The sequence below is a fragment of the Caulobacter endophyticus genome (assembly GCF_029543245.1).
GTDB classification, from domain to species: domain Bacteria; phylum Pseudomonadota; class Alphaproteobacteria; order Caulobacterales; family Caulobacteraceae; genus Caulobacter; species Caulobacter endophyticus_A.
On the sequence record NZ_JARQWV010000015.1, the window covers coordinates 1 to 24,799 of the forward strand.

Below are 24,799 nucleotides of genomic sequence, written 5' to 3' on the forward strand. Positions count from 1 at the left end.
ACGCTTGGGCCGGTACCAAGAGCCCTCCCCATGGCGGGGACGGGTTTGATTATGCGGGCGGTTTGAGCGCGTCTGATTGAATTGGATGAGAAAGTTGTAAGGGGCTGAGTTCGTTAGGTTCTTTTGTGAATTCGCCGTGGATAGACGCTGCTCCATCCCCGTCCGGTCCACTTTTTGAGCCTAACCCAACTCACGCCTTCCTCGCCCTTGTGGCGAGGATCCATCGGTCAACCTGCTCAGACCTTCCGCGTTCGGCCGCCGTTTGAGCAGCGGCCGGCATGGGCCCTCGCCACAGGGGCGAGGGAGGCGGGACTTATTGGTTGGTGGGGATGCACTGACCTCATCAGGAACTTCCCCCTCCGTCGCCTTTGGCGACACCTCCTCCAGAGGGGGAGGGGGCAACGAAAAAGCCGCCCGGATCGCTCCGGGCGGCTTCTTCGCGTCTCGGGGACGAGGCCTTGGCCTTACGCGTAGCTTTGCAGCGGGCGCACGTCGAGGGACTCGGCCGGGGCGCCGGCGATGGCCTGGGCGGCGGCCAGGGCGCCGGCGCTGGTGGTGTAGTAGGGCACCTTCATCATCAGCGCCGTGCGGCGGATGTCGAAGCTGTCCTCCAGGGCCTGCTTGCCTTCGGTGGTGTTGAAGACGAGCTGCACGCCGCCGTTCTTCATCACGTCGACGATGTTGGGACGGCCTTCCAGCACCTTCTTGACCAGCTCGACCTCGACGCCTTGCTCGGCGAGGTAGGCGCGGGTGCCGACGGTGGAGATCACCTTGAAGCCGGCCGCTTGCAGCAGCTTCACCGGCTCGACGATCCACGGACGGTCGCTTTCCTTGACCGACACGAACGCGGTGCCCGAGGTCGGCAGCTTCACGCCGCCGCCCAGCTGGCTCTTGGCGAAGGCGCGGGCGAAGGCCGGGCCCAGGCCCGTTTCGCCTTCACGGATCCAGTCGAGGCCCATGACCTCGCCGGTCGAGCGCATTTCCGGGCCGAGCACCGTGTCGACGCCGGCGAAGCGGGCGAACGGGAAGACGGCTTCCTTGACCGCGATGTGGTCGTAGGGCTCGTCCTTCAGGCCGAACTCGGCAAGCTTGGCGCCCGCCATCAGCTTGGCGGCGATGGCGGCCACCGGCTGGCCAATGGTCTTGGCGACGAACGGCACGGTGCGCGAGGCGCGCGGGTTCACTTCCAGCACGTAGATGCGCGGGGCGTCGCCGTGCGGCTCCTCGATGGCGAACTGCACGTTCATCAGGCCGCGCACGTTCAGCGCCAGGGCCATCTGCACGGTCTGGCGCTTCAGTTCCTCGATGGTCTCGGCCTTCAGCGAGAAGGGCGGCATCGAGCAGGCGCTGTCGCCCGAGTGGACGCCGGCCTCTTCGATGTGCTCCAGCACGCCGGCCACGAACACGTTCTCGCCGTCGCACAGGGCGTCGACGTCGACCTCGGTGGCGCGGCTCAGATAGTGGTCGAGCAGGATCGGGTGCTCGAGCGAGATCTCGCCGGCGCCGGCGATGTAGCGCTCCATGGCCTCGTGATCACGGATGATCTCCATGCCACGGCCGCCCAGCACGTAGGACGGACGCATCACGAACGGGAAGCCGATCTTCTCGCCTTCGGCGCGGGCCTCGTCCCAGCTGCGGGCGATGGCGTTTTCCGGCTGGGCGATGTTCAGACCGTTCAGCAGTTGCTGGAAGCGCTCGCGGTCCTCGGCCAGGTCGATGGCGTCGGGGCTGGTGCCCAGGATCGGCACGCCGGCCTCTTCCAGGGCGTGGGCCAGCTTCAGCGGGGTCTGGCCGCCGAACTGCACGATGACGCCGGCCAGCTCGCCCTTGCTCATCTCGACATGCAGCAGCTCCAGCACGTCTTCGGCCGTCAGCGGCTCGAAGTACAGGCGGTCGGAGGTGTCGTAGTCGGTCGAGACGGTCTCGGGGTTGCAGTTGACCATGATCGACTCCACGCCGATCTGGTCGAGCGCGAAGGCGGCGTGGCAGCAGCAGTAGTCGAACTCGATGCCCTGGCCGATGCGGTTGGGACCGCCGCCCAGGATGACGGCCTTCTTGGCGCCCGACGGCTCGCTTTCGCACTCGGGGATCTGGCCCAGGGCGCCGAACTCGTAGGTCGAGTACATGTAGGGCGTCGAGGCCAGGAACTCGCCGGCGCAGCTGTCGATGCGCTTGAACACCGGGCGCACATTCAGGGCCTGGCGAGCGGCGCGGACGGCCTTCTCGGTTCCGTTGGTCAGCTTGGCCAGGCGCGCGTCCGAGAAGCCCTGGGCCTTCAGTTCGCGGAAGCCTTGGGCGGTCTTGGGCAGGCCGCCGGCGCGCACGAGGCCTTCCTGGCGGACGATCTCGGCGATCTGGCGCAGGAACCAGGGTTCATACGAGCAGGCGGCGTTGACCTCTTCCACGGTCAGGCCGTGGCGGAAGGCCTGGGCGATGACGCGCAGGCGGTCCGGCGTCGGCACGCCCAGGGCGCGGACGACGGCGGCCTTGCCGGTGTCGGGGTCATCGGCGCCGTGGATTTCCACTTCGTCGAAGCCGGCGAGACCGGTCTCCAGGCCGCGCAGGGCCTTCTGGACGCTTTCCTTGAAGGTGCGGCCGATAGCCATCACTTCGCCGACCGACTTCATGGCCGTGGTCAGCAGGGGCTCCGAGCCCGGGTACTTCTCGAAGGCGAAGCGCGGGATCTTGGTGACGACGTAGTCGATCGACGGCTCGAACGAGGCGGGGGTGGCGCCGCCGGTGATGTCGTTTTGCAGTTCGTCCAGCGTGTAGCCGACGGCCAGGCGGGCGGCGACCTTGGCGATCGGGAAGCCGGTGGCCTTGGACGCCAGCGCCGACGAGCGCGACACGCGCGGGTTCATCTCGATGACGACCATGCGGCCGTCGGCCGGGTTCAGGGCGAACTGGACGTTCGAACCGCCGGTCTCGACGCCGATCTCGCGCAGCACGGCGATCGAGGCCGCGCGCATCCACTGGTATTCCTTGTCCGTCAGGGTCAGGGCCGGGGCGACGGTGATCGAGTCGCCGGTGTGGACGCCCATCGGGTCGATGTTTTCGATCGAGCAGACGATGATGCAGTTGTCCGCGGTGTCGCGGACTACTTCCATCTCGTATTCCTTCCAGCCCAGGACGCTCTCTTCGATGAGCACCTCGGTGGTCGGCGACAGGTCCAGGCCGCGCTCGACGATCTCCTTGAACTCTTCGAGGTTGTAGGCGATGCCGCCGCCGGTGCCGGCCAGGGTGAAGGACGGACGGATGATCGCCGGCAGGCCGACGAAATCCAGGCCTTCCATGGCTTCGTCCATGGTGTGGGCGGCCTTGGACCGCGGGCTCTCGAGGCCCAGCTTGTCCATGGCGTCGCGGAACTTCTGGCGGTCTTCGGCCTTGTCGATGACCTCGGCCTTGGCGCCGATCATCTCGACGCCGAACTTCTTCAGGACGCCGGCTTCCTCGAGGGCGAGGGCGGTGTTGAGGGCCGTCTGGCCGCCCATGGTCGGGAGGAGGGCGTCGGGGCGCTCCTTCTCGATGATCTTGGCGACCATGTCGGGGGTGATCGGCTCGATATAGGTCGCGTCGGCCACGTCCGGATCGGTCATGATCGTGGCCGGGTTCGAGTTGACCAGGATGATCCGGTAGCCCTCGGCGCGCAGCGCCTTGCAGGCCTGGACGCCCGAATAGTCGAACTCGCAGGCCTGACCGATGACGATGGGCCCAGCGCCGATGATCAGGATCGAGGAGAGGTCGGTACGTTTGGGCATGGCTAACTCGCGCAAAGACACGGTCGCGCACATCCGCGCGCCCGCTGTCGACCATCTTGCAGGTTAAGCCGCCCCTTTAGAGACGGAGTCAGGCGGGCGCAACCCCAGAGTCGGGGAGACTGGAAAAGCGCTGTTAGCGGTGTGGCTTAGCGTCCGCTCTTGGCCGGCGGCGCGGCGACGTGCGGGGGCTCGGCGGGAGCGGCCGCCAGGCTCCAGGCCCAGCCGGCGACGGCGCGGTCATAGCCCATGCGGTAAAGGGCCTTGCGGTTGCCGGCGGCGAAGTCCAGGCCCGAGGTGTCGGCCTCGGCGGCGTCCGGGATGGCGCTGTAGAACAGCTGGCCGCCATTGCGCTGGGCGAAGCCGGCGCTGGCGGCCAGGTGGGTGCGGATCAGGGCCTTGCTCATGGTCTGCCACGAGCGGCCGACGATCGACAGGGCGCCGCCCTTGGTGAAGCCGAAGACGCCGCCGACCTGGCCGTTGACGACGACGAAGATCCGGCCGGGCTTGGCCTTGCCGCGATCGGCAGTCCATAGCAGGAGCGACTCCGGCGCGACGAAGAACGGGATGGTCACCCCGCCGTCGACATGCATCTCCGACAGGCGCCGGCCGTGGCCCTCGACCTGGATCAGGGCGGGCGGGAAGACGCCGGGGATGCTGGCCGAGGCGACCAGCACGTCGCGGAACAGCTCCCGCGAGGCCTCGTCGCCCTTGCTGGCGATGGCGCCCATGTCCCAGATCACCGTCTCCTCGGTGTCGAGATTGGTGGTGGCGATCAAGAGGCGGCGGCCGCGGGCGTGCTCGGCGGCGATGGCCTGCATCATGTTGGCGTCGGCGTACTTGTCGACGAGGCCGCTCAGCGCCCGGCTGTCGTAGAAGCTGGGGTGGAAGAGGACGCCCAGGCCGCGCGGCTGGAGGATCCGGTCGGCGGCCTCGCCGGTATAGACCTCGGCCAGGCGCGCGTCCCAGGTGGGGCCGAGAAAGGCGAAGGGGGCGGTCAGCGCGCCGGTGGAGACGCCGGTGACGATGTCGAACTCGGGCCGCTCGCCGGTCTTGGTCCAGCCGGTGATGACGCCGGCGCCATAGGCTCCGTTGGAGCCGCCGCCGGAGAGGGCCAGCACGTCGAAGGTCTGCTGGTGGCGGGCGCGGTTGCGGGCGGCGTCGGCGAAGCGGATGCCCGCGGCGCTGTCGCTGGCGTTGAAGCGGATGTCCGACAGGCCCGACGGCGGCGGACCGGCGAGATCGCTGGCCTTGAAGGCGTCGCGCGAGACCGAGCCGCAGGCGGTCAGGGCCATCAGGGCGAGGGCGGCGAGGGCGAGGCGGATCGGAAGCATGGGAAGCCGGCGGTGCTTGAACGGCGCGAACCTAGGCGTGGCCGGGCCTCGCGTCCACTCAATGGCGTGCTTGTTCAAAACTGAACGCCGAAACGCAAAACGGGCCGGCGCAGGGCCGGCCCGTTCGCGGGTCGCTTATGCAGCGGGCCTATTAGGCCGACTGCAGCTGGCCGGCCGAGACCTTGCCGCTGCGGCGGTCTTGCTCGAGCTCGTAGCTGACCTTCTGGCCTTCGTTCAGCGTGGTCATGCCGGCGCGCTCGACGGCCGAGATGTGCACGAAGACGTCGTTGCCGCCGTCTTCAGGCTGGATGAAGCCGAAGCCCTTGGTGCCGTTGAACCATTTCACGGTGCCGATAGCCATTGGGGTAGTCCTTATAGATCGTAGTGCAGGGCGCCTCGCGGCGTGCGCCGGGAAGCGATCAATTTCGTTGGAGGTCGGAGGGCTGGCCCGGCGCTTCTTCATCAAAGAAGCATGGAATAGCAGATCGAGCGGCAGCGAATTCGATGGGCTTCTTTTAGTCGGTCGTCAAACTACATGCAAGCGATATATCGGAATTTTATTTTTCGATCTTCAAGCATGACCTTCGTAGCTCTTCGGGCGTTGTGGTTATCGACATTGCTGAATTGAGTGGAACGTGGCCATGACGTTGATCGACCGTATCCCCAATCTGAAGGACGCCGAGCTGGCGCAACTGCTGAGCAATGTGCGCCGCCTGGATGTCAGCGGGACCCCCGAGGAACGTCGCCGCGCCGCCGAGGTTGCCCCCCATCTCGAGCGCGAAGCCTCGCGTCGTCGCGAGCGCGTGTTGATGGCGCGCCGCGCGGCGACCGCGCGTTTCTAGAGGAGAAGCGGCGACTTAAGGGCGTCCTGGGAACCTCGGGCATCGAAATCGTCTTGATCAGGTCGTTATTGCGAGTCAATCTCAATAACGACCTTGAGTCCTGGAGGCGATCATGGTGTTGCGGATGACGGGGACGCGCTGGCTGGCCTTGATGATGCAGGCCGAGCGAGCCGGCGGCGAGGAGCGGCCCGACAGCGAGTGGCTGATGTACGGCCCGTCCGAAGAAGAGGACGACGGCGAGATCATCGCGGGCGAGTAGAGCTCACTCCGGCGCGAACGCCAGCGTCCGTCCGAAGAACGGCAGGGCGCGGGCCTCGACACGGCCGTTGGGCGTCCAGTGACGCTCGCCCCACCAGCCGCGATATTCCTCGGCCTCGTTGGAGACGCCGAACTCTTCCAGCAGGCCGGCGAAGGCGCGGTTGGCGACCACATGGTCGGCGTTGCCGTCGAAACGGCCCCAGTCGAACATCAAGCCGCGCAAGGCCTTCAGGTCCGCCGCATGAGCCGGCAGCAGCCGGTCCAGTAGAAAGGCGTTCTGCAGCTTCGCGGTCAGGACGGGATCGGTCGCGAGGCTCTCGCCGCGACCGCTGGCGGGCAGGTCGGCATAGAGCGGGGCCTTGTCCGGATTGGGCAGGAAGGCCTGGTACATGCCCAGGAACACCCGTGAGAAGCCGTCGTCGCCGAGGTCGTCCAGCGACCGGGCCGCGGCCAGTCGCTCGAAGTTGGGGCGCGAGTTCATGGTCTGAAGCCCGACGCCCGTACCGACCGGATGCAGGGCGTATACCGCGCCGAACACCCCCGGCGCGACCATGGCGGTGCGGATCGCGCCATAGCCGCCCATGCGATCGCCCAACAGGCCGCGAGAGCCCGGGGCGGGCAGGGTGCGGAAGCGGCCGTCGACGGCGGCCACGAGGTCCTTCGACAGAAAGCCGGTCCAGTCGCCGGTCACCGGCGAGGTCGCGTAGAACGAACTGCCGGCCGGGGTGGAGAAGTCGGCGCTGACCAGGATCAGCGGCGGGACGGTTCCGTCGGCGATCGCCCGGTCGAGCACGGCCTTGGCGCCGTCGCGGTCGAAGACGGCGCGATGGCCGTCGAACAGGTTGGGCAGGAAGTAGACGACCGGGTAGCGCCGCGATCCGGCCTCATAGCCGTCGGGCAGGTAGGCGACGACCTTTCGGATCGGCGAGATCGCGACCTTGGCGCCGTCGAAGCGCCGGGACGCGACCTCGAAATCCACCAGCCGCCCCTCCGCCCGCGCGGCCAGGGGCGCAAGCGGCAGCAGGAACACAACGCACGACCACAGCACGCCACGCATCGCACCGCCCCCGTCGCAGGTGTTGGGAGAACGATGGTCGCCCTATGCGTGTGTCGGATTTGGGGCGGTCAGGACGCGTCCAGGCGCCACGGGTTTATCAGCGCCACACCGGTAGCGGTGAAGTCCGCTGTATTGCGCGTAACCACAGCCATCCCGTGGACAAGGGCCGTGGCGGCGATCAGCGCGTCTCGTTCGGCGCGAGGATCCGGCACGTGCAGGTTCGCGCAGCGTTTGGCGACGGCTGTGTCGATCGGCAGGACGCGATCCTTGAACTCGGTCAGCACCTGCTGGTCGAGCCAGGCGCGAAGCGCCGCGCCTTGCTGCGGGTCGCAGCGCTCCATCCGCAGGACCCCGGCTTCGAGCTCGAGGACGGTGATCGCCGAGATGTAGAGGACGGCGGCGTCGACCTGCTCGGCCCACGCTACGACATTGGGATCGGCCCGGCCGTGCCGCGCCTTGCGGAGTTCTGAGACGACGTTCGTGTCGAGGATGAACATCAATCGAAATCGGCCGGGCGGCTGCCGATGGCTACGCGCGGAGGTTCGAACTCGACGAAGTCTGAAACGGGGGTCTCGGCGTCGGGCTGGGCCAAGGCGTCGACGATGCTGCGCCGGTCGCCGGTCAGCCGGCGATACTCCTCGATGCTGAGCAGCACATGGCGAGGCTGGCCGCGATCAGTGATGAACACCGGGCCGTTGGCAGCGGCTTTCTTGGCGCCGCTGGCGTCCTGATTGAACTCGCGGCTCGAGAGGGTGGTGATGGGCATGTCGATCTGCCTGACAGGATGTAGTTACGTTACTACAACCTGTCAGGCGGAACAATGACGCCGGCTGGCGATCAGGTCAGCGCCTTGCGGGCGGCTTCCCAGTATTGGGCGCCGGTGATCAGGGTGACGATGGCGGCGACGCCGAGCAGGCCATGAACGGCCCAGGAAACGGGCTCGATGATCGCCGGGTCCTGCGGCAGGTTGAAAGCGCCCCAGGAGACCACCACCAGCTCGCCGCCGATCGCCACCAGTTGCAGGGTGGTCTTCCACTTGGCCAGCAGGGTGACGGGCAGCTTGATCCCCTTGCCGGCGCCGACCTCACGCAGGGCGCTGACGGCGAATTCGCGGAACAGGATCAGGCCGGCAGGCAGGATGACCAGCGGATTGGGGCCCAGGGCCATCAGGCCCAGCAGGGCGCCGCAGACCAGGATCTTGTCGCCGATGGGGTCGAGGATCGCGCCCCAGATGCTGACGGCGTCGAGCTTGCGGGCCAGCCAGCCGTCGAAGAAGTCGGTGATCGCGGCCACGGCGAAAGCCCAGAACGCCCAGCGCTGAAGCGAGAACTGCTGGTCGCCGGTGAGACGCTCGCTGAGCCACGGTACGCCGCCGGCGGCGGCGGCCAGGGCCACGAACATGAAGAGGGCGATGACCAGGCGGGCGGAGGTCAGGATGTTGGGCAGGGCTTTCATGGCGCCGTTCTTAACGCATGAGCGCGGGAGAGGGCTATGGCGCATGCGCGGTTGCGGCCAAGCCTTTCGCCTCAAGCAGGGATTGGACTTCACCAACACTGACCCTTCTTCCCGAGCTTCCCGCGAAGGCGGGGATCCAATCTGCATTTCAAGAGAGGGAGGGGCCTTGAACGAACCGCAGGCGCCGCTTGGGTCCCCGCCTTCGCGGGGAAGGACGGTGTGGGAGTTGGTGGCCGTACGAGTGTCGATCCGCCCTAAGGGATGAAGACCTCGCCGTTGTCCATGCGCACGTCGCGGATGGCGCGCGAGGCGTCCTGGGCCGTGCGATCGCCTTCGGGCAGGAAGTTCAGCAGCAGCGAGCGCCGCCGCGCGCCCGAGACGTTTCGAGTGGCGCCGTGCAGCAGGTCGGCGTCGAACACGAGGATGTCGCCGGCCTCGCCCGCCAGGGTCAGGGAGAGGGTCTCGTCGGGTTCGCCGGTGTCCAGACGTCGTGGCAGCACGCGGGTGGCGCCGTTGGCGGGGCCGTAGTCGTCGAGGAAGACCATCGCCGCGACGGCGCGCAGGCCCGCACCGTCGCGGTGCAGGGGCTGGTGGCCGCCGCCCTCCAGCGGTTCGCGGCCCTCGACCTGGGCGAGGAAGAACGGGCCCTCGAGCATGTGCGCCGCCACCGTCAGCAGGGCCGGCAGTCGGCAGGTCTTGCGCACGGTCGGATCAAGGTCGATCTGGGCGTAGCGCCAGCCGGGCGCCTTTGGGGCGGTCCATTGCTCGCCCGTCCCAACGCCCGCGTCGAAGGCCGCGCGCAGAAGATCGCGCCAGGCCTCGGGTACGGCGCCGCGCAGCAGCAGATAGCCGTCGTGGTCAAAAAGGGCGGCCTGATCCGCGGCCAGCGAGCCGACCTTGGTCGACGTCAAAGCGGTACTCATCAGGTTGCGTAGAACTCAACCCCTAGGCTCGCAAGGGCGTCGCGTACGTAAGGCGCGAGGGGAAAAATGGGCGGCGGCGGTGGTGGCGCTTGGGACCGTGCGGTCCCAAATAGGACGCGGGGCGTATAGTGTAACACTTAGTGGAGTAGAGCCTCATGAGCACGGAATTCGCGAACAAGGTCGCCCTGGTCACCGGCGGCGCCTCGGGCATCGGCGAGGCGGTGGTGCGCGAACTGGCGGCCGGCGGCGCCAAGGTGGTGATCGCCGACTTCAACCTCGACGCGGCGCAAGCGCTGGCGAAGGAGGTCGGCTCGGCCAGCGCCTTCAAGGTGGATGTGGCCGACCCCGCCCAGGTCGAGGCGATGGTCAGGTTCGCGGTCGACACCTACGGCGCGCTGCACCTGGCGGTGAACAACGCCGGCATCGGCGGTCCCAATCTGCCGACGGCCGACTATCCGCTCGACCAGTGGAAGCGGGTGGTCGATGTCGACATGAACAGCGTGCTCTATTCGATGAAATACGAGATCCCGGCCATGCTGGCGGCCGGCGGCGGCTCGATCGTCAACATGGCCTCGATCCTGGGCACGCACGGCTGGGCCGGCTCGGGCGCCTATGTCGCGTCCAAGCACGCGGTGGTCGGCATGACCAAGACCGCGGCCATCGAGTACGCCCCCCAGGGCGTGCGCATCAACGCCGTCGGTCCTGGCTTCATCGAGACGCCGTTGATCCATTCTGAAATGACCGACGAGGCCCGCGCGGGCCTGATCGGCCTGCATCCGGCCGGGCGCCTCGGCCGCCCGGAAGAGGTTTCGGCCCTGACCTGCTTCCTGCTGTCGGACCGCGCCTCGTTCATCACCGGCAGCTATCATCTGGTGGACGGCGGGTTCTCGGCCCGCTGAGGATACGGCCCCGTCGCGGACGCGGCGGGGCAATCCTCTTCCTTGAAACGAGGTTCGCGCGAAGAAATCTGATTGGTTCGCGCCAATTTCCTGTTTCTGTCGGGTGATTTTCTTCCCTCTGAAGGTTGACGTAGCGGGCGCGGGGAGCCAAGCCGTGGTCAAGTTTCCGAGGACGACATGACCGCCAGCGCCGCACCGACCAGCAACTCCTCCCGCCGCGTGCTGCTGGCCAGCCTGGTGGGGACGGCGGTCGAGTTCTACGATTTCTACATCTACGCCACGGCCGCCTCGCTGGTGTTCGGGCCGCTGTTCTTTCCGTCGAGCTCGGCGTCGGCCCAGCAGATGGCCTCGTTCGCCACCCTGGCGGTGGCCTTCTTCGCCCGGCCGGTGGGCGCGATCGCCTTCGGTCATTTCGGCGACCGCATCGGCCGCAAGTCGACCCTGGTGGCGTCGCTGATGCTGATGGGCGGCTCGACGCTGCTGATCGCCTTCCTGCCTACCTACCAGATGGCCGGCTGGCTGGCGCCGGCGCTGCTGTGCGTGCTGCGGTTCGGGCAGGGTTTCGGCCTGGGCGGCGAGTGGGGCGGGGCGGCGCTGCTGGCCGTCGAGAACGCTCCTCCCGGCTGGAGGGCGCGGTTCGGCATGTTCCCGCAACTGGGCGCGCCGGTGGGCTTCATCGCCGCCAACGGCCTGTTCCTGATCCTGGGGCTTCTGCTGAGCCCGGAGCAGTTCATGGCCTGGGGCTGGCGCCTGCCGTTCCTGGCCAGCGCCATCCTCGTCGGCCTTGGCCTGTGGGTGCGGCTGAAGCTGACCGAGACCCCGGCCTTCGCCGCCGCCCTGGCCCACGAGCCGCCGCCGGCGGTGCCGTTCGCCGAGCTGCTGAAGCTGCACTGGAAGGAAACCCTGGGCGGCACCTTCGCGGTGGTCTGCTGCTTTGCGCTGTTCTACCTGACCACGGCCTTCGCGCTGGCCTTTGGGGTTCAGACCCTGGGCTACGATCGCGAGGTGTTCCTGGGCGTGCAGCTGCTGGCCATCCTGTTCATGGCCGGCGGCATCGTCGCCTCGGGCTACTGGTCGGACGCCACGACGCCGCGCCGGGTGCTGATGGCCGGCTGCGCCATGACCGTGGCCGCCGGCGCGTTGCTGCCGCTGATGATGGGCGCCGGTTCGCTGGTGCTGATCTGCGCCTTCCTGTCGCTGGCCCTGCTGGCCATGGGCTTCGTCTACGGACCGCTGGGCTCGTGGCTGCCCGAGCTGTTCCCGGCCCGGGTGCGCTATACCGGCGCCTCGATGGCCTTCAACATCGGCGGGGTGATCGGCGGCGGGCTGACGCCGATCATCGCCAAGGGTCTGGCGGACCAGGCGGGTCTGGTTCCCGTCGGGATCTATCTGGTGGTCGCCGCCGGGATCAGCTTCATCGCCCTCGTCGTGCTGAAGACGCGCACCGAGGCATAACGCGGGTTTCTTACCGGGTGACAGCGGCGACGCATCGCGTAAGGTCGCGTCATCCGGGCAGGGGAGCAGGGCATGGCGGGGCTGACGAACGGCGCGATCCACGGGGCTGTCCGCAACCTCCTGGCGCTCGCCGCGTAAATCCGCCCATGGCGCCTACTTCTTCCGAGACCCCGGCCGCTTCGCACCGGGGCCTGCGCGGCTCGGTCCGCGGCCTGCTGGTGCTGCTGACCGTCAGCCTGCTGGTGCCGGCGCTCGCCGCCACGGCCCTGCTGCTCGAGCGTTCCAACCGCCAGAACCGCGACCAGTTGGAAGTGCAACTTCTGGCCACCGCGCGGGCCTTGTCGGGCGCGGTCGACCGGCAGGTGGCCGAGGGCGTCGCCGTGGCCGAAACCCTGGCCACCGACCAGGCCCTGCTGAACGGCGACTGGAAGGCCTTCGACATCCGGGCCAGGCGCGCCACCGGCAATCGGCCCGGCTGGGTGGCCGTGACGCGCGGCGACGGCCAGCAACTGGTCAACACCCTGGTCGCCTGGGGAGAGCCGCTGCCCAAGACCCCGCCGCCGGCCTACATGGCCGCCGCCCGCGCGGCCGGCCGCACCCAGGTGTCGGATCTGCGGATGGGGGCCCTGGCCCAGCGCCCGGTGATCACCGTCGGCGCGCCGGTCGACATCAAGGGCGAGGCCTATGTGGTGTCGTACGTGGTCGAGGCGGCCAGCTTCACCTCGGTGTTCCGCCAGCAGCGCGCGCCCGAAAGCTGGGTGGCCACCATCCTCGACAACCAGCGCAAGGTGATCGCCCGCTCGGTGCGCAACGAGCGCTTCACCGGGGCCAGCGCCTCGCCGGACATGACCCGCAACCTGGCCCGCTCCAACGAGGGGGTCAGCAAGAGCGTCTCGCTCGACAACGTAAAGACCCGCGTGGCCTACACCCGATCGCCCCGCACCGGCTGGACGCTGGTGGTGGCCATCCCCCGGGCCGATGTCGCCAAGGTGGGGGTGGCGGCCGCCTGGGGCACGGCGGCGATCTTCCCGCTGCTGCTGCTGCTGGGCATCAGCATGGCGCTGTTCTTCGCCAACCGGATCAATCGCGAGGTGGTGGGCCTGGTGGAGGACGCCGGAGCGATCGGCGAGGGGCGGCCGCTCGAGGCGAGCAAGGCCGGCGGCCTGGCCGAGATCGTCGCCGTGCGCGAGGCCCTGGTCGCCGCCTCGCACGAACTGGAGGCCCGCGAGGCCCGCCAGGCGGTGATGATCAACGAGCTGAATCACCGCGTGAAGAACAACCTCGCCACCGTGCAGTCGCTGGCCCGCCAGACCTTCGCCAAGCTCGACGCCGAGCAGGTGCGGATCTTCACCGAACGGCTGGTGGCGTTCTCGGCGGCGCACGACCTTCTGACCCGCACCGGCTGGAACGAGGCCGACCTGTCCGACGTGGCGGCGATCTGCGTGCGCGCCCACGGCGAGGGCATCGACGCCTCCGGACCCGGCGTGGCGCTGAGCCCGCACGTGGCCGTATCGCTGTCGATGGTGCTGCACGAACTGGCCACGAACAGCGCCAAGTACGGCGCCCTGTCGGCGACGGGCGGGCGGGTGACCCTGCGCTGGAGCCTCGACCAGGACGCACGGCAGCTGCGCCTGACCTGGAGCGAGAGCGGTGGTCCGGCCGTCAGCGAGCCCGAGCGCCTGGGCTTCGGCGCGCGGCTGATCGAGAACCTGACCCAGCGAGAGCTGAAAGGGCGCTCGCGTTTCGATTTCCGCGCCGACGGCCTGGTGTTCGAGGCGTGGCTGCCGCTGGCCTCGGTGCAGCGCTGGAACAACGATTTCTGAATGGGTCGCGGAGGGCTTGAGCCCCCCGCGTCGCCAGGCTCAGAGGGCCTGTTCTATCCAGCCGGTCCCGCTGGCCGCCTTGCCCTGGAAACTGCCCTCGGCCGAGGCGATCCCCTCGTAGATCGAGCCGGTCGGCAGCGGGAACTCCTGGTCGGCCAGCAGGGCCTTGAAGTTCAGCACCGCGTCGAAGCCGGCGATGTCGAGCTGGTAGTCGAGATAATAGACCACGCCGGAAGCCGGGCTGGTCCACGGGCGTTCGGCGGTCATGACGCCGGGCACGACGTACATCTGGCCCTCCGGGTCCTGCAGGGTGACCTCGCAGACGACCGGCTCGCCGGGATTTGGCCGCTTGTTGCCGCCGGCCAGCACGTAGTGGTTCGACAGCGACCAGCCGTTGTCGAGCTGGGCGTTCTGCAGGATCCACTTCACCGGGTTCTGGGCGGTGCCGAAGAAGCCGTACTCGTGGTCCATCCAGGTCTTGCCCGTGACCTCGAAGATCTCGCCGTCGATGGTGATCGTGCCTGAAGCGGCGATGTTGGTCAGCGAGTAGTAATAGTTGCCGGTCTGCAGGTGCGAACCGCTGGCCGGCGGCAGGATCTGGGTGACGCCGGTGCCCCAGACCACGAACGGCGCGCCCTTCTGCGACAGGGTCAGGTCGAAGACGATCTCGGTGTCGGTGGCCTCGTCGGTCAGCTTGGAGACCACGGCCATGTTCTGGGTGGGATCGCCCCAGGCGGCGTCCATGGTGATGAAGGTGTGCACCGCCTCGGCCGTGGCGCCCGAGCCCTTGCCGTTGATGACGATGTGCGGCGGCGAGGTGTAGCCGCGGCCCGGATTGGTCAGCTGGATCGACAGGATCGCGCCGGTGGCCGGGTCGACCAGCGGCCAGGCGATGGCCTGCGAGCCGCCGCCGCCGGTCACGGTGACCGTGGTGGCGATGGGATCGTAGCCCGAGCCCGGATTGGTCACCTTGATCGCCGTCAGCCGGCTGTTGGGGTCGCCCAGCCGCACGCGCCAGTCGCGGTTGACGTCGTGCTCGGCCCAGGTGGCCGGATCATAGCCGGCGGGCGGGGTGAAGGTTGTGGTGCGCTGGTAGTGCTTCTGGGTCGCGACGTCGGTCAGCATGATCTGCGAGAAGCCGAAGCCCCGGCCCTGGAACGAGGCCGCGTTGATCTCGAAGCCGAACACCCGGTCGCCGGCCTTCAGCGTGCCGATGTGCCACCACCATTCGGTGGGGGCGTCGCGGTGCAGGTAGTGGTCGGCCGGCAGGCGGATCACCGACAGCTCGCGCGGGATCGGCTGGGGCGCGTCGCTGTCGGCGCATGCTTGGGCGAGCGGGCGCGCGAAGCCGCGGCCCCGCAGGAACGGCAGAATGGTCATGGCGATGTTTCCCCCAAACGGCTCCGGCGCGGCGCGTAAGTCGCGCTGCGTGGCAGGTTGAATGCTTTTCCAGAGCGGCTTGAGGTTGTGTTCAGCGAACGTTGTTGTCAATCGCGCGGGGCGCATTTTGGGTAAGGGGGCTCAGCCCTTGCGGAAGAAGGCGTGGATGCGTTCGGCCAGGGCCTGGCTGACGCCGTCGACCTTGACCAGGTCCTCGACGCTGGCCCGGCCGACGCCCTTGGCCGAGCCGAAGGCGTGCAGCAGGGCCTTCTTGCGGCCGGGGCCCACGCCCTCGATCTCGTCGAGCGGGTTCTTCTTCAGGTCCATGCTGCGGCGGGTGCGGTGGGCGCCGATGGCGAAGCGGTGGGCCTCGTCGCGCAGGCGTTGCAGGTAGTACAGGACCGGCGACTTGGGCTCGAGCATGAACGGCGTCTGGCCGGGGATGAAGAACCGCTCCAGACCCGCGTCACGATCAGGACCCTTGGCCACCCCGATGACCGTGATGTCGTCGACGCCCAGGTCGGCCATGATCTCCAGCGCCGCGTCCAGCTGGCCCTTGCCGCCGTCGACCAGCACGAGGTCGGGGCGGTTGGCGTCGTCGCCCTCTTCCTCTTCCTTGACCAGGCGGGAGAAGCGGCGCTTCAGCACCTCCTTCATCATGCCGTAGTCGTCGCCGGGCGTGAGCTCGGTCGAGCGGATGTTGAACTTGCGGTACTGGCCCTTCATGAAGCCTTCGGGGCCGGCCACGATCATGCCGCCCACGGCGTTGGTGCCCTGGATGTGGCTGTTGTCGTAGACCTCGATCCGCTCGGGGGGAGCGTCCAGCTTGAAGGCCTCGGCGACGCCGGCCAGCAGCTTGGTCTGGGCGCTGCCTTCGGCCATGCGGCGGCCAAGGGCCTCGCGCGCGTTGGTCAGGGCGTGGCCCACGAGGTCGGCCTTCTCGCCCCGCTTGGGCACGGCGATCTCGACCTTGCGGCCGCTCTTAAGCGCGAAGGCCTCGCTCAGCAGCTCGGAGTTGGCCGGCTGGACGTTGGCCAGGATCAGGCGGGGGATCGGCTTGTCGTCGTAGAACTGGCCCAGGAAGGCGGTGATGACCCGCTGTTCCTCGGTGACGCCTTCCTCCTCGTCCTCGGCCGCGCCGGTGATGCGGGGGAAGTAGGCGTGGTTGCCCCAGTTCTGGCCGGCGCGGAAGAAGAACACCTGCACGCAGGCCTGGCCGCCCTCGACGTGCAGGGCGACGACGTCGGCCTCTTCCACGGTCTCGGGATTGATCTGGCTTTCCTGGGCCACGGCGGCGAGCGCTCGGATGCGGTCGCGCAGGCGCGCGGCGCGCTCGAACTCCAGTTCCTCGGCCGCGGCCTCCATCTCCTTGGCCATCTGGCCCATGACTGCGCGGGACTTCCCCCTCAGGAAAGCCTCGGCCTGGTCGACCAGGCCAGCGTAGTCATCCAGGCTGATCAGGCCGGTGCAGGGGGCGGCGCAGCGCTTGATCTGGTGCAGCATGCAGGGCCGGTCGCGCGTCTCGTAGACGCTGTCGCTGCATGAACGCAGCAGGAAGGCCTTCTGCAAGGTGTTGAGCGTGCGGTTCACCGCCCAGGCGCTGGCGAACGGCCCGAAATAGTCGCCCTTGGTGGTGTGGGCGCCGCGGTGCTTGCGAAGCTGGGCGGCGTCGTGGTCGCGGCGGATCAGAATTTCGGGAAAGCTCTTGTCGTCGCGCAGCAGCACGTTGAAGCGCGGCTTCAGCTGCTTGATCAGGTTGATCTCGAGCAGCAGGGCGTCGGCTTCGGTGCGGGTGGTGACGAACTCCATGGCCCGCGTGGCGTCGACCATGTGAGCAATGCGGTTGGTATGAAAGCGCCCCTGCGCGTACTGCACCACGCGCTTCTTCAGGCTCTTGGCCTTGCCGACATAGAGCACCTCGTCGGCCTCGCCGATCATCCGGTAGACGCCAGGCGCATCGGGCAGGCGCGTGACCTCGTCCTTGATCAGGGCGGCGCCGGCGAGCTTGGCCGGTTCGGCGGGGGAGGGGATGTCGGCGGTGGTGTCGGTCACGAGGCAGATATAGGCGAGTCCGGCGGAGTCAGCGACGTTCGAGGCTGTGATGAACCGTCGCGATGATGATGCGGTCCGGCTCGACGCGGTAGCGGATGATGTAACCCCGTGAGCCGAAGGGGACGAAGAGTTCGCGACCTCGAAATCCGGCCGCCTTTCTGCCGCGCTCTGGAAACTCCTCCAAAGACTTCATCGCCGCGAACAGTGCAGGGCCGACCCTTAAGGCAGCCTTTGGCGCGCGCCCGGCAAGCCAGAGCTCCAAGTATCGAATGTCGCTGTAGGCGCGAGGCGAAACCTGGACAGGTTTCATCTTGGCGGCGGTGGTCCGTCAGGCTTGCCCCAGCCGTTCATCCAGTCGCCAAGCTCACCCAAAGGTATCCCGTCGCCTTCCGCAACGACGGCGTCGCAGATGGCGTCCACCTCGGTCCAGACCGCGGCATCGTCCTCCTCAAGGCGATGGCGAACATAGTCCTCAACGGATCGGCCAGCTGCTTCCGCGCGAACCCGCAGGCTCTCGGCGAGCGCTTCGTCGATCTCTACGGTCATTCCGTCACCAGCCATGTTCCCATGATGTTCCATTCGCTGTTTGTCGTCAATCGCAGTGGGCTGTATGACCCCGCCCCATGACCACCCGCTCGCTCTTCGTCACCCCGCTCTATGAAGCCACCCTGTCCGGCGAGAAGGGGTTCGAGACCTTCATCGACGACCTACACGACGCCTGCATCGCGGTGGCCGAGGACGACGAGGCCGGCCAGGCCTGGGCCGAGCGCAAGGGCTATCTGGGCTACACCTCCTACGCCTCGCTGGACGACCTGGCCCAGCGCGACAGCCTGTTCGCGGACCTGAAGAAGAAGCTCGACAAGCACGCGGCGGCCTTCGCCAAGGACCTGCGCTTCGACCTGGCCGGCGGCAAGCTGGTGATGGACAGCTTCTGGATCAACATCCTGGATCCGGGCGGCCAGCACACCGGCCACATCCATCCGCACAGCGTGATCTCCGGCACGGTCTACGTCACCATTCCAGAGGGGGCCTCGGCCCTGAAGTTCGAGGATCCGCGGCTGCCGATGATGATGGCCGCGCCGACCCGCCAGGACGACGCGCCCGAAAGCCTGCAGCCGTTCGTCTACGTGCAGCCCGCGCCGGGCACGATCCTGATGTGGGAGAGCTGGCTGCGCCACGAGGTTACGCCCAACCAGGCCGAGGAACAGCGGATCAGCCTCAGCTTCAACTACGCCTGGCGCTGACGCACGCGTCGGCTGTGCGAAAGATCACAAAAATTTAGCCTTCACCTTCAGTATCGTCCAGGTAGTATCCAGCCTCGGGGAACGCTGTTCGGGGAGGCTGCGATGAGCGGTGCTGGTTGGCGCGCGCGTGAAGCGCGCTTGACGTTGACGCTAGGGGCGGCCCTGGCCGCGATCGGCCTGCAGGCGGGGACCGCCGCGGCGCAGGACCGGGTCGTTGACAATCCCCGCCTGCTGGGCGCGCCGATCGAGGCGACGGCCCAGGCGGCGCAGAAGGGAACGACCAGCCTGCTGGCCATCACCGGCACGGCCTCCGGCGACAAGAGCTACGTCATCCCGCCGTCGACCGCGGCGATCACCGCCGACAAGCGTCTGGCCCTGAACATCGTCTACACCGACGGGCGGCTCTACAACCCCGCCAACGGCCGCTACGACAAGGTTCACCTGCGCAGCTACAACGGCACCGACGTCTCGCCGACCACGCCCTATGTGGCGCCGACGATCCTGACGCGGCCGGGCGAGACGGTGCGGGTGGCTCTGGACAACCGGCTGCCGGCCGATCCCAGCTGCACCGACCCCAACTGGCTGATCAACGTGCCGCACTGCTACAACGGCACCAACCTTCACAGCCATGGCCTGTGGGTCAGCCCCACCGGCAACAGCGACAACGTCCTGCTGTCGATCAATCCCGGGGTGAAGTTCGAGTACGAGTACAATATCCCCCGCGACCATCCGGCCGGCACCTTCTGGTACCATACCCACCGGCATGGTTCGACGGCTCTGCAGGTCTCCAGCGGCATGGCCGGGGCCCTGGTCATCAAGGGCGACCGCAAGCCGACCCCGAGCGCCAACGGCGACCTCGACACCCTGCTCTACAAGAACGGCGCGCCGATCCCGGAGAAGCTGCTGGTGTTCCAGCAGATCCAGTACGCCTGCCTGGGCAAGGACGGGAACATCAAGGTCAAGACCGACGCCAAGGGCAATGTGGTCGAGTGGGTCTGCGATCCCGGCGACACCGGGGTGATCGAGTTCTACAGCGACGCCAACGGCAACGGCTTCGGGCCGGGCAGCTGGGGGCAGTCGGGCCGCTACACCAGCATCAACGGCCAGGTGCTGGCCACCCTGCCGGCAAGGCAGGGCGAGCTGGCCCGCTGGCGGATGATCCACGCCGGCGTGCGCGACACCATCTCGCTGCAGTTCGTGAAGATGGCCGACGGCGGTCCGGCGGCGATGGAGCGGCTGGCGGCGGCCGACGGCCCGGCCTTCCAGAAGACCTACTGCATCGGCGATCCCGTGCCGTTCTACATCGTGGCCGACGACGGCCTGACCGACGCCCAGGCGCGCAAGACCACGGTCGCCACCCTGCAACCGGGCTATCGCAACGATCTGCTGGTGGTTTTCCCCAAGCCGGGCAACTACTGCATGCTCGACGCCGACACCGCGCCCAGCGCCACGGTCAACAGCATCGCTGTCGGCACGCGCCTGCTGGGCAAGGTCAGCGTCTCGCCCGGCCAGGAGGTCAGGGACATCCCGGCCTTCGTCACCAGCGAACTGGTGGCTGCGGCCAACGCCCAGATGCCGGCCGACGTGAAGGCCAGCGTCATCGCTGACCTGCGCAACGGCCTGAAGCTGACCCGCTTCGTGCCCCACCCGACGATCACCGAGGCCGAGATCAAGGGTTCCGAGACCGAGAAGGTGCTCTTCAACATCGCCATTCCCGGCCAGAACACCAACATGCCGGTGCAGTTCGAGGTGGGCTCGCAGGACTATGCGCCGCGGCCCTACGCCCCCGACCGCGTCGACCGCACCCTGGTGCTGGGCACGGCCCAGGAGTGGGAGCTGCGCTCGGAGTTCGTCAGCCACCCGTTCCACATCCACGTGAACCCGTTCCAGATCGTCAAGATCCTGGATCCGAACGGCAAGGACGTCAGCGCGCCCGGCGCGGTCGATGACTTCGGCCCCGGCCCGCCCGACCCGCAGTATCCGGGCCTGAAAGGCGCCTGGAAGGACACCCTGTGGGTCAAGAGCGTGCAGAAGACCGACAATGGTCCCTACCTGCCCTACACCCTGATCGTCCGCACCCGCTACCAGCGCTATATCGGCGAGTACGTCCTGCACTGCCACATCCTCGACCACGAGGACCAGGGCATGATGCAGAACGTCCAGATCGTGCTGCCTGACGGCGCCGGCGGCGTATCCCACGGCCACCACTGACGATCCGCCCGGCGCGGCCCCTCGCGGCCGCGCCGCCTGCCTTCCCGCGCTGCGCCAAGCTCAGGCCGGCGCCGCCAAGCTTCCGATCCCAAGCAAGCCTTCCGATCCCGAGAAAGAGTCCGTCACATGACCCAGGATCCCATGGCCACCGGCCCGTTCTCAGCTCCCTCGCGTCGCGACCTGATGGCCGGCGGCGCTGCGATCGTGGGCGCCGTGGCCGCCGGCCAGGCGCTGGCCCAGCCCGCCGCGCCGACCAAGGCCCGCTGGCGGCGCTGGAACGTCAGCAGCCCCGAAGGCAAGCGCGCCCTGGCCAGCTACGCCCGGGCCATCGACATCATGCTCAAGCTGCCGCCCGAGCATCCCTACAACTGGTACAACCACGCCCTGACCCACACCATCGACTGCCCGCACGGCAACTGGTGGTTCGTGGTCTGGCACCGCGGCTATGTGGGCTGGTTCGAGCAGGTGGTCCGCAAGCTCAGCGGCGACAGCAGCTTCGCCTTCCCCTACTGGGACTGGACGGCCAACCCGCAGGTTCCGGCCGAGATGTTCCAGGGCGTGCTGAACCCCAGCACCTATCCGGGCTACATCCAGAGCCTGGACGCCTTCAACAAGACCTTCGGGCCGGTGCTCGAGAAGTTCTGGGGCGGCCTCAGCCAGGCCCAGAACCAGCAGCTGCTGATCCGCGGCCTGCGCTTCCCGGCGGACCTGCTGTTCGACATCGGGCCCCAGGGCGGGCCGATGTTCTTCGCGCCGCCCAAGTCGCGCGGATCGACGCCGCAGCGCCCCGGCTTCGACGACGTCACCAGCCGCGCCGTCTCGTCCTGGATGCTCGAAAACGCCCTGGCGCCGCGCGACTTCATCGGCTTCGCCAGCCCCAAGTCGCAGTTCCACAGCAGCATCACCGGCTTCGGGGTGATGGAAGGCCAGCCGCACAACAAGGTGCACAACTGCGTCGGCGGCATCTGGACCGACCCCAACGGCAACACGACCTATGGCGACGGCTTCATGCAGTCGAACCTGTCGCCGGTGGATCCGCTGTTCTTCCTGCACCACGCCAATATCGACCGCATCTGGGACGTCTGGACGCGCAAGCAGCAGGGCTACGGCTATCCGACCCTGCCGGACGACAACCCCAACTATCTCAACCCGCGCGGCGACCTTGGCCAATGGCGGGCCGAGCCGTTCCTGTTCTTCCGCAACGCCGACGGCCAGCCGCTGCCGCCGGCCCAGCAGATGGCGGGCGCCTACGAGACGATCGGCGCCTTCGACTACGACTACCAGCCGGGCTCGGGCGAGAACGTCGTGCCGCCGCCGCGCCCCGCGGGCAAGCTGAAGGCGGCCGTCGCGGCCAAGCCCCAGCAGTTCTCGGCCAAGCTGAAGATCCCCGGCAACGCCAGCCTCGCCTCGGGCGACGTCGCGGTGCCGCAGGCGCTGCTGACGCAGTCGGTCAAGGCCGACGGGCCCAAGCTGCTGGCCACACTGACGGTGGAGCTGCCGCCGTTCGAACACGGCCACGACCTGGCGGTGGTGGTCAACACCCCCGAGAGCGAGGCGGTGGGCGTCAATTCGCCAGGCTTCGTCACCACGCTCTCGATGTTCGGCCAGCATCTGGTCACCCGACCGGTCACCTTCACCGTGCCGCTGTCGCCGCCGCTGGCCAAGCTGGCCATGGCCAAGGGGCTGAGCGCCGCGGCGCCGGCCTCGGGACTGAACATCCGGCTGGTGCGTCTGAAGCCGCCGATGCTGGCCAATGCCGCGCCGGGCCACGATCACGGCGCGGCGACGGGCGCCACGCGGGCCGAGCCGGAACTGCTGGGCGTCGAGGTTCACGCCTACTGAGGGCGGAGCGGAAGGGAGAGCAGCCATGCAACTGGCCGGCAAGTGGACCTATCGCAGCTACCTGAACAATCCCGAGCTGGTGGGCGACGACGCCCAGACGGCGTTGAGCCTGATCTTCGGCGAGGGGGTGTTCACCTTCGAGACCCCGACGCCGCGCACGCTCGTCGGCACGCTCGACATGGGCGGCGGCTACGTGCTGGACCTGAAGGGCGAGGTCGACCCCGAGTGCGAGGGGCCGACCACGCTCGTCATCCGGGGCTTTGGCCGTGACGGCACGCCCACGACCGGCTGGGAGTACGACTACTACGGCTGGCCGGGCTATATGTGGCCCGACGGCGTGGACCAGGTTCCGTCCATCGTCGGCACAATCGTCCGGGCCAAGCCGCACAACGGCGAGCCGGCGGGCGTGACGGCCTCGTTCATCGCGGTGTGGCAATGACCGCCCAGGGGCTTCCGCCGTTCACGGTGGGCATCGTGCTCTATCCGGGCGTCGACATCCTCGACGTCGCCGGCCCGCACGAGGTGTTCGCCTTCTTCGACGGCGAGGTGATCGGCCGGACGATCCAGGTGGCGACGGTGGCGGCGACGACCGATCCGATCCAGACCTCGGGCGTGCTCAAGGTGGTGGCGCAGTATACGTATGACGCCGCCCCGCACATCGACATGCTGTTCGTGCCCGGCGGGGGCTATGGCCTGCAGGATGCGATCGGCGACACGGCGCTGCTGGATTTCCTGAACGATCGGGCCGGCAAGGCGCGCTATGTCGTCTCGGTGTGCACGGGCGGCCTGCTGCTGGCGTCGGCCGGCCTGCTGGACGGCTACAAGGCCACCACCCACTGGGGCTTCATCGAGTGCCTCAAGCTGTTCCCCAGGGTGACGGTGGTCAACGGCTGCCCGCGCTGGGTCAAGGACGGCAACCGCATCACTGGGGCGGGGATCTCGTCGTCGATCGACGAGTCGCTGTTCATGGTCCAGACGATCGTCGCCGACCTGGCCGGCGGTCCGGACGCCGATGAGAAGGCGCAGCTGGCCGCGCAGCAGGCGCAGCTGTCGATCCAGTACAACCCCGATCCGCCGTTCCCGGGCGGGGATCCCTGCTCGGTCGGCTTCGAGGTGTTCGAGCCGGTGAACACCGGCATGGTCGATTTCCGGGCCAAGCTCGACGCGGCGATCGAGGCGCGGCTGCATCCGGTCGCGGAGAGCGCCTACAAGGCGACGGTCGACGCCTGAGGACGGGGCAGGGCGCGGGCCCCGCGGGCCGCGCACATTGTCGCAAGCGGCGTTTTGCGGAAGGGCGGCCCTTGCCAGGGCTATGGTCGCGCACGATCTGCGCTGATATGGCTCGTTTCGAGTCGTGCTCTCGCCCTTTTCACCCCCGTCTTCGCCGCCGTCTTCGCGGCGCGCCCGAGTTTTCGCCATGCAGTCGCCGGTCAAAGCCATCATCCTCAGCGCCGGACAGGGCAAGCGCCTGTCGCCGCTGACCGACACCCGTCCCAAGTGCCTGGTGGACCTGTCGGGCCGCTCGGTCCTGGAATGGCAGATCCGCCACCTGCACCGCGCCGGCGTCACCGAGGTGGTGGTCGTCACCGGCTTCAACGCCGACCTGGTCGAGGCCGAGCTGGCCAAGCTGCGCCTGCCGGGCCTGACCCTGCGCACGATCTTCAATCCGTTCTACAGCGTCAGCGACAACCTGGCCTCGGTGTGGATGGCGCGCGGCGAGATGCAGGGCTCGTTCCTGCTGCTGAACGGCGACACCCTGTTCGAGCCGGCCATCGCCGAGCGTCTGCTGTCGGCCCCGTCGGCCCCGATCACGGTGACCATCGACCGCAAGGACGGCGGCTACGACTCCGACGACATGAAGGTGCGCACCGAAGGCGACGCCCTGCGCGAGATCGGCAAGACCATCACCACCTACGACGCCGAGTCGATCGGCTTCCTGCGCTTCGAGCCGGAAGGCGCGGCTTTGTTCACCGACATCGTCGAGCGCTCGCTGCGTACGCCCGAGGGTCTGCGCCGCTGGTACCTGTCGGCCATCGACCAGATCGCCCGCGCCCACGACGCCGTGGCCGTGCGTTCGATCAAGGGGCTGGACTGGGCCGAGATGGACTTCCCCGAAGACCTGCCCAAGAACCGCGAACTGGCTGCGCGCTGGGCGGCGGCCGAGGCGACACCGGCCTGAGACGGCCGGCTCTTGCGTCTCCAAGCGTCACCACCCGCCCGCGCCGTGCGCAGGCGGGCGATTGGCGTGGCGATCCGGTAGATCGGCGTT

At 68.2% G+C, this 24,799-nt stretch carries 23 protein-coding genes; 11 read left to right on the forward strand and 12 right to left on the reverse strand.

From position 1 onward, the window contains the following. Window positions 1-464 precede the first annotated feature (464 nt). The 3 genes from carB to P7A99_RS15050 form a co-directional block, all read right to left on the reverse strand. The gene (gene carB, locus P7A99_RS15040) at window positions 465-3,758 is read right to left on the reverse strand and encodes a carbamoyl-phosphate synthase large subunit (RefSeq protein WP_277794621.1); all 3,294 of its coding nucleotides are present in this window, start codon (window positions 3,756-3,758) and stop codon (window positions 465-467) included. A 146-nt stretch (window positions 3,759-3,904) separates the two neighbouring features. Further along, window positions 3,905-5,089, reverse strand: a complete 1,185-nt coding sequence (locus tag P7A99_RS15045) for a patatin-like phospholipase family protein (protein ID WP_277794622.1) — start codon at window positions 5,087-5,089, stop codon at window positions 3,905-3,907. A 151-nt stretch (window positions 5,090-5,240) separates the two neighbouring features. Further along, window positions 5,241-5,450 carry a cold-shock protein gene (locus P7A99_RS15050; RefSeq protein WP_277794623.1) on the reverse strand — a complete coding sequence of 70 codons (210 nt, stop codon included), beginning with the start codon at window positions 5,448-5,450 and terminating at the stop codon, window positions 5,241-5,243. 280 nt (window positions 5,451-5,730) lie between these two features. Here P7A99_RS15050 and P7A99_RS15055 point away from each other — a divergent pair, with 280 nt between their 5' ends. Next, window positions 5,731-5,931: a hypothetical protein gene (locus P7A99_RS15055; protein ID WP_058346786.1), complete on the forward strand. Its 201-nt coding sequence runs from the start codon at window positions 5,731-5,733 to the stop codon at window positions 5,929-5,931. A 112-nt stretch (window positions 5,932-6,043) separates the two neighbouring features. Next, the gene (locus P7A99_RS15060) at window positions 6,044-6,190 is read left to right on the forward strand and encodes a hypothetical protein (RefSeq protein WP_277794624.1); all 147 of its coding nucleotides are present in this window, start codon (window positions 6,044-6,046) and stop codon (window positions 6,188-6,190) included. A 3-nt stretch (window positions 6,191-6,193) separates the two neighbouring features. Here P7A99_RS15060 and P7A99_RS15065 read toward each other — a convergent pair whose 3' ends face one another. From P7A99_RS15065 to P7A99_RS15085, 5 genes are all read right to left on the reverse strand, one after another. Next, a complete protein-coding gene (locus P7A99_RS15065; RefSeq protein WP_277794625.1) occupies window positions 6,194-7,246 on the reverse strand; it encodes an alpha/beta hydrolase-fold protein in 1,053 nt (350 codons plus the stop codon). A 68-nt stretch (window positions 7,247-7,314) separates the two neighbouring features. Further along, window positions 7,315-7,743 carry a type II toxin-antitoxin system VapC family toxin gene (locus P7A99_RS15070; RefSeq protein WP_277794626.1) on the reverse strand — a complete coding sequence of 143 codons (429 nt, stop codon included), beginning with the start codon at window positions 7,741-7,743 and terminating at the stop codon, window positions 7,315-7,317. Then, window positions 7,743-8,012 carry a type II toxin-antitoxin system Phd/YefM family antitoxin gene (locus P7A99_RS15075; protein ID WP_277794627.1) on the reverse strand — a complete coding sequence of 90 codons (270 nt, stop codon included), beginning with the start codon at window positions 8,010-8,012 and terminating at the stop codon, window positions 7,743-7,745. The genes P7A99_RS15070 and P7A99_RS15075 overlap by 1 nt, the downstream gene beginning before the upstream one ends. Before the next feature lie 71 nt (window positions 8,013-8,083). Next, entirely contained in the window at window positions 8,084-8,701 is a 618-nt protein-coding gene (pgsA, locus tag P7A99_RS15080) for a CDP-diacylglycerol--glycerol-3-phosphate 3-phosphatidyltransferase (RefSeq protein ID WP_277794628.1), read from the reverse strand. A gap of 254 nt (window positions 8,702-8,955) precedes the next feature. Further along, window positions 8,956-9,624, reverse strand: a complete 669-nt coding sequence (locus P7A99_RS15085; RefSeq protein WP_277794629.1) for a phytanoyl-CoA dioxygenase family protein — start codon at window positions 9,622-9,624, stop codon at window positions 8,956-8,958. Window positions 9,625-9,779: 155 nt separating this feature from the next. Between P7A99_RS15085 and P7A99_RS15090 the strand changes: the two genes are divergently transcribed. From P7A99_RS15090 to P7A99_RS15100, 3 genes are all read left to right on the forward strand, one after another. Next, complete coding sequence (locus P7A99_RS15090; RefSeq protein WP_277794630.1) at window positions 9,780-10,523, forward strand: SDR family NAD(P)-dependent oxidoreductase; 744 nt, start codon at window positions 9,780-9,782, stop codon at window positions 10,521-10,523. Between the two features lie 177 nt (window positions 10,524-10,700). Continuing rightward, window positions 10,701-11,978, forward strand: coding sequence for an MFS transporter (locus P7A99_RS15095; RefSeq protein ID WP_277794631.1), 1,278 nt, complete (start codon window positions 10,701-10,703; stop codon window positions 11,976-11,978). 146 nt (window positions 11,979-12,124) lie between these two features. Then, window positions 12,125-13,801 carry a sensor histidine kinase gene (locus P7A99_RS15100; protein WP_277794632.1) on the forward strand — a complete coding sequence of 559 codons (1,677 nt, stop codon included), beginning with the start codon at window positions 12,125-12,127 and terminating at the stop codon, window positions 13,799-13,801. A gap of 39 nt (window positions 13,802-13,840) precedes the next feature. On the opposite strand, the gene P7A99_RS15105 is transcribed toward P7A99_RS15100, so the two are convergent. The 4 genes from P7A99_RS15105 to P7A99_RS15120 all read right to left on the reverse strand — a co-directional run bounded on the left by P7A99_RS15105 (window position 13,841) and on the right by P7A99_RS15120 (window position 17,779). Then, window positions 13,841-15,181 carry a lipocalin-like domain-containing protein gene (locus P7A99_RS15105; RefSeq protein ID WP_277794633.1) on the reverse strand — a complete coding sequence of 447 codons (1,341 nt, stop codon included), beginning with the start codon at window positions 15,179-15,181 and terminating at the stop codon, window positions 13,841-13,843. Window positions 15,182-15,322: 141 nt separating this feature from the next. Continuing rightward, entirely contained in the window at window positions 15,323-17,242 is a 1,920-nt protein-coding gene (gene uvrC / locus P7A99_RS15110; RefSeq protein WP_431307679.1) for an excinuclease ABC subunit UvrC, read from the reverse strand. Between the two features lie 19 nt (window positions 17,243-17,261). Then, complete coding sequence (locus P7A99_RS15115) at window positions 17,262-17,543, reverse strand: type II toxin-antitoxin system RelE/ParE family toxin (RefSeq protein ID WP_277794635.1); 282 nt, start codon at window positions 17,541-17,543, stop codon at window positions 17,262-17,264. Continuing rightward, entirely contained in the window at window positions 17,540-17,779 is a 240-nt protein-coding gene (locus P7A99_RS15120; RefSeq protein WP_277794636.1) for a FitA-like ribbon-helix-helix domain-containing protein, read from the reverse strand. The genes P7A99_RS15115 and P7A99_RS15120 overlap by 4 nt, the downstream gene beginning before the upstream one ends. Before the next feature lie 77 nt (window positions 17,780-17,856). Here P7A99_RS15120 and P7A99_RS15125 point away from each other — a divergent pair, with 77 nt between their 5' ends. The 6 genes from P7A99_RS15125 (at window position 17,857) to P7A99_RS15150 (ending at window position 24,709) form a co-directional block, all read left to right on the forward strand. Beyond that, window positions 17,857-18,477 carry a TIGR02466 family protein gene (locus tag P7A99_RS15125; protein ID WP_277794637.1) on the forward strand — a complete coding sequence of 207 codons (621 nt, stop codon included), beginning with the start codon at window positions 17,857-17,859 and terminating at the stop codon, window positions 18,475-18,477. Between the two features lie 138 nt (window positions 18,478-18,615). Beyond that, on the forward strand, window positions 18,616-20,688 hold the full coding sequence (locus tag P7A99_RS15130; protein ID WP_277794638.1) for a multicopper oxidase family protein: 2,073 nt from the start codon (window positions 18,616-18,618) through the stop codon (window positions 20,686-20,688). A gap of 126 nt (window positions 20,689-20,814) precedes the next feature. After that, window positions 20,815-22,530: a tyrosinase family protein gene (locus P7A99_RS15135; protein ID WP_277794639.1), complete on the forward strand. Its 1,716-nt coding sequence runs from the start codon at window positions 20,815-20,817 to the stop codon at window positions 22,528-22,530. A gap of 25 nt (window positions 22,531-22,555) precedes the next feature. Beyond that, window positions 22,556-22,969 carry a hypothetical protein gene (locus P7A99_RS15140; protein ID WP_277794640.1) on the forward strand — a complete coding sequence of 138 codons (414 nt, stop codon included), beginning with the start codon at window positions 22,556-22,558 and terminating at the stop codon, window positions 22,967-22,969. Then, on the forward strand, window positions 22,966-23,760 hold the full coding sequence (locus tag P7A99_RS15145; protein WP_277794641.1) for a DJ-1/PfpI family protein: 795 nt from the start codon (window positions 22,966-22,968) through the stop codon (window positions 23,758-23,760). The genes P7A99_RS15140 and P7A99_RS15145 overlap by 4 nt, the downstream gene beginning before the upstream one ends. Before the next feature lie 187 nt (window positions 23,761-23,947). Beyond that, the gene (locus P7A99_RS15150; RefSeq protein ID WP_277794642.1) at window positions 23,948-24,709 is read left to right on the forward strand and encodes an NTP transferase domain-containing protein; all 762 of its coding nucleotides are present in this window, start codon (window positions 23,948-23,950) and stop codon (window positions 24,707-24,709) included. Window positions 24,710-24,799: the final 90 nt, after the last annotated feature.

Excerpts from the sequence above, each read along its gene's own strand:
- P7A99_RS15055 (WP_058346786.1), top strand. The coding sequence starts at position 5,731 with ATGACGTTGATCGACCGTATCCCCAATCTGAAGGACGCCGAGCTGGCG.
- P7A99_RS15150 (WP_277794642.1), top strand. The coding sequence starts at position 23,948 with ATGCAGTCGCCGGTCAAAGCCATCATCCTCAGCGCCGGACAGGGCAAG.
- P7A99_RS15085 (WP_277794629.1), bottom strand. The coding sequence starts at position 9,624 with ATGAGTACCGCTTTGACGTCGACCAAGGTCGGCTCGCTGGCCGCGGAT.
- P7A99_RS15105 (WP_277794633.1), bottom strand. The coding sequence starts at position 15,181 with ATGACCATTCTGCCGTTCCTGCGGGGCCGCGGCTTCGCGCGCCCGCTC.
- P7A99_RS15095 (WP_277794631.1), top strand. The coding sequence starts at position 10,701 with ATGACCGCCAGCGCCGCACCGACCAGCAACTCCTCCCGCCGCGTGCTG.
- P7A99_RS15070 (WP_277794626.1), bottom strand. The coding sequence starts at position 7,743 with ATGTTCATCCTCGACACGAACGTCGTCTCAGAACTCCGCAAGGCGCGG.
- P7A99_RS15065 (WP_277794625.1), bottom strand. The coding sequence starts at position 7,246 with ATGCGTGGCGTGCTGTGGTCGTGCGTTGTGTTCCTGCTGCCGCTTGCG.
- P7A99_RS15120 (WP_277794636.1), bottom strand. The coding sequence starts at position 17,779 with ATGACCGTAGAGATCGACGAAGCGCTCGCCGAGAGCCTGCGGGTTCGC.
- P7A99_RS15090 (WP_277794630.1), top strand. The coding sequence starts at position 9,780 with ATGAGCACGGAATTCGCGAACAAGGTCGCCCTGGTCACCGGCGGCGCC.
- P7A99_RS15125 (WP_277794637.1), top strand. The coding sequence starts at position 17,857 with ATGACCACCCGCTCGCTCTTCGTCACCCCGCTCTATGAAGCCACCCTG.
- carB (WP_277794621.1), bottom strand. The coding sequence starts at position 3,758 with ATGCCCAAACGTACCGACCTCTCCTCGATCCTGATCATCGGCGCTGGG.
- P7A99_RS15060 (WP_277794624.1), top strand. The coding sequence starts at position 6,044 with ATGGTGTTGCGGATGACGGGGACGCGCTGGCTGGCCTTGATGATGCAG.
- P7A99_RS15075 (WP_277794627.1), bottom strand. The coding sequence starts at position 8,012 with ATGCCCATCACCACCCTCTCGAGCCGCGAGTTCAATCAGGACGCCAGC.
- P7A99_RS15140 (WP_277794640.1), top strand. The coding sequence starts at position 22,556 with ATGCAACTGGCCGGCAAGTGGACCTATCGCAGCTACCTGAACAATCCC.
- P7A99_RS15050 (WP_277794623.1), bottom strand. The coding sequence starts at position 5,450 with ATGGCTATCGGCACCGTGAAATGGTTCAACGGCACCAAGGGCTTCGGC.
- P7A99_RS15135 (WP_277794639.1), top strand. The coding sequence starts at position 20,815 with ATGACCCAGGATCCCATGGCCACCGGCCCGTTCTCAGCTCCCTCGCGT.
- pgsA (WP_277794628.1), bottom strand. The coding sequence starts at position 8,701 with ATGAAAGCCCTGCCCAACATCCTGACCTCCGCCCGCCTGGTCATCGCC.
- P7A99_RS15100 (WP_277794632.1), top strand. The coding sequence starts at position 12,125 with ATGGCGCCTACTTCTTCCGAGACCCCGGCCGCTTCGCACCGGGGCCTG.
- P7A99_RS15045 (WP_277794622.1), bottom strand. The coding sequence starts at position 5,089 with ATGCTTCCGATCCGCCTCGCCCTCGCCGCCCTCGCCCTGATGGCCCTG.
- P7A99_RS15145 (WP_277794641.1), top strand. The coding sequence starts at position 22,966 with ATGACCGCCCAGGGGCTTCCGCCGTTCACGGTGGGCATCGTGCTCTAT.
- P7A99_RS15115 (WP_277794635.1), bottom strand. The coding sequence starts at position 17,543 with ATGAAACCTGTCCAGGTTTCGCCTCGCGCCTACAGCGACATTCGATAC.